We start from the raw sequence: 3,192 nt of genomic DNA, 5'->3' as shown, positions 1-3,192 counted from the left end.
CGGATCTGCTGGGCTGCCGGTTCGCCTTTGCGCCGCTGCATCGCGCGCATCTGCCCGAGCGCGATGCGGCCGGACGCTCCAGCGTCCCCGGCGTGTACCTTGCGGGCGATGGCGCCGGCATCATGGGTGCCGACGCGGCCGAGTGGGCGGGCGAGCTGGCCGCGCTCACGCTGCTGGCCGACCACGGCATGGCCATCGACACGCAGCGCGCAGGGATGCTCCAGCATCGGCTGGCCCGACTCACCGGATTTCGCGAGGGCCTCGAGCGCGCCTTTCCCTTCCCTTCCGACTGGGCCGCGCAGGCGCCCGACGAACTCGTGGTTTGCCGTTGCGAGAACGTCACGGCGGGCGAGTTGCGGCGGAGCGTCGCGGACAGCGGCGCCGACGAGATGAACCGCCTCAAGGCACTGACGCGCGTCGGCATGGGCCGCTGCCAGGGCCGGATGTGCGGCGTGGCCGCCGCTGAGATCCTCGCGCACGCCACCAGACAGCCGGTGCAGCAGGTGGGCCGCTTCCGCGGGCAGGCGCCGATCAAGCCGATCCCCATCCAACTGGTACGTGCATCGAGCGCGTCGCACGCAGGAGCAGCCGCATGACGCTGCGCATCAGCACTGACGTCGCCATCGTGGGTGGCGGCATCGTGGGCAGTTCGGCCGCGCTGGCGTTGCGCGGCAAGGGGCTGCGCGTGGTGCTGCTGGAGCGCGACTTCTGCGGCTCACGCTCGAGCGGAGTGAACTACGGGGGCGTCCGTCGCCAGGGGCGGCCCCTCGGCCAGCTGCCGTTGGCACAGCGTGCCCATGAGATCTGGGGCCGCCTGTCGGAACTGATCGGCACCGACGGCGAGTACCTGCGCTCGGGCCACTTCAAGATTGCGCGCAGCGAAGCCGATCTGGCCGCGCTGGAGGCCTACCGCGACCGCGCGCGCGACTTCGCGCTCGGCATCGACATCCTGTCGGGCGCGCGGCTGCGCGAACGGTGCCCGTGGCTCGGCGGCAAGGCGGTCGGTGGCTCGCTCTGCCTGGAAGACGGGCAGGCCAATCCGCGCCTTGTGTCCCCGGCCTTCGCGCTCGCGGCGCAGCGCGCGGGCGCCGACATCCACGAGCGCACGCGCGTCGACGAGATTGCACACGATGGACAGTTGTTTCATCTGCGTACGGGCAACGCGCTGGAAGTGAAGGCGCCCGTGCTGCTCAATTGCGCCGGCGCCTGGGCCAACGCGGTCGCCGGGCAGTTCGGCGATACGGTGCCGATGTATTCGCGCAGTCCCGCGATGGCCGTCACCGAGCCGCTGCCGTTCTTCATGCAATGGAGCCTCGGCGTCGAGGGCGGCGGTGTGTATTGCCGGCAAGTCGCGCGCGGCAACCTGGTGCTCGGCGGAGGACCGGGGCGTCTGCTCGATGCCGACCGCGCACGCTCCGAGCGCGACACGATCGCGAGCCTGTCGACGCAGGCGATCGAGCTGCTGCCGATGCTGCGCCATGCGCACTTCATCCGCACCTGGGGCGGCACCGAAGGCTACCTGCCCGACCACCAGCCGGTGATCGGCCCCAGCCGCACGACGCCGGGCCTGTTTCACGGGTTCGGCTTTGCCGGCGCCGGCTTCCAGATCGGCCCTGCGGTTGGCGAGGTTCTGGCCGAACTGGTGCGCGACGGACGCAGCCGCACGCCAATCGGCGCCTTCGCCATCGATCGCTTCGTCCACCCGCCGGAAGCCGCTCCGGCGCCGGCCCATTGAACCGCATTCATCGCCTGCATCCCTCCTTCAACCGTCCCGAAAGGAAAGTCATGTCCTCTGCCCGTATCGCCCTCCGGCCCATCGTGCGCCGCTCGCTCTTCACCGTGGCTGCCGCCGCCGCCCTGGCTGCCAGCGGCGTGGTTGCCGCTCAGACCAAGACGCTCTACATCGGCATGAACGGCGGCACCATGGAGAAGGCGTATACGCAGTACGTCTTCCCGGCCTTCGAGAAGCTGAACAACGTCAAGGTCGTGGTGGTGCCCGGCACGTCGTCGGACATTCTTGCCAAGGCGCAGGCCAACAAGGAGCGTCCGCAGATGCACGTGATGTTCCTCGACGACGGCGTCATGGTCCGCGCGATCGGCATGGGGCTGTGCGAGAAGCAGCGCCCGAGCGCGGCGCTCAACGAGATCTACCCGGCCGCGCGCTTCAAGGGCGACATGGCCAGCGGCGTGAGCCTGGGCATGACCGGCCTGGCATACAACGCGAAGATGTTCAAGGAGAAGGGCTGGGCTGCGCCCACCTCGTGGATGGATCTGGCCGACCCCAAGTTCAAGGGCAAGGTGGTGTTCCAGTCGGTCTCGGCTTCGTCCTTCGGCCTGCATGGCTTCCTGATGTTCAACCGCATCCAGGGCGGCAACGACCAGAACGTCGAGCCCGGCTTCAAGGCCTGGCCGACGACGATCGGCCCGAACGTACTGGAATACATCCCGAGTTCGGCCAAGATCTCCGAGATGGTGCAGACCGGCGAAGCGGCGATCTTTCCGCTGACGCCGACGGCGGTGGCGGCGCTGAAGACCAAGGGCATCCCGGTCGAATACGCGAACCCCAAGGAAGGCGCGGTGGTGCTGATGGTGGGTCAGTGCGTGATCGCCAACAACAGCGAGCCGGAACTCGCCCAGAAGCTCGCCGAGTTCCTGCTGAGCCCGCTGGCCCAGGCGAACGTGCTGCAGTACGGCAGCCAGATCCCGACCAACCCGAAGGCGCCGGCCGTGGGCGAGGGCGTTGCCCAGGTGGCAGCGATCAACGGCTACATGAAGACGGCAGTCACGGTGGACTGGGAGAGCATCAACGCGAACCGGCCGGCGTGGAATGCGCGGTGGAACAAGAGCATCGAGCGATAGGGCTCACGGGCGGTGCCCGGCAAGCGGCGTGTGGACTCGGGACGATTGGCTACTGCAAAGTTCAAGGCGTTCCCGCACCGGCAGGATCACTTTGACGAGCGCAACCTCGTTCAAGTGATCCGTGCAAGACCTTTTTTTAGCTCGCTACACGGGCGACGATGGCCGAAGGCACCGGTGGGACCGGCTGCTTCGAATCAGGCAGCGGGTCCTCACCCATGTAAGGATGGTCCGGTCGAATCAAACACGCGCCGACAGGGCCGAGAACGAGCATTGACATCGATAGGGCGAATACGTACTGCCAGGACCCCGTGCTATCGATCAGCCATCCAACGA

General features: G+C 68.0%; 3 protein-coding genes. All 3 read left to right on the top strand.

Features of this window, described 5'->3' with window-relative positions; all coding sequences use genetic code 11:
* Positions 1–596 (top strand): (2Fe-2S)-binding protein (locus AC1DY5_RS48805; protein WP_478121530.1); only part of this gene is annotated, 596 nt, incomplete at its 5' end.
* A complete protein-coding gene (locus AC1DY5_RS48800; protein ID WP_478121529.1) occupies positions 593–1,735 on the top strand; it encodes an NAD(P)/FAD-dependent oxidoreductase in 1,143 nt (380 codons plus the stop codon). The genes AC1DY5_RS48805 and AC1DY5_RS48800, both read left to right, overlap by 4 nt.
* Before the next feature lie 50 nt (positions 1,736–1,785).
* Positions 1,786–2,859, top strand: a complete 1,074-nt coding sequence (locus AC1DY5_RS48795) for an ABC transporter substrate-binding protein (protein ID WP_478121528.1) — start codon at positions 1,786–1,788, stop codon at positions 2,857–2,859.
* Positions 2,860–3,192 lie beyond the last annotated feature (333 nt).

The sequence above is a fragment of the Variovorax sp. P4_D9 genome (assembly GCF_056401695.1).
The sequence above is the reverse complement of the archived record's forward strand: the minus strand, read 5'-3'. Positions and strand labels throughout refer to the sequence as shown.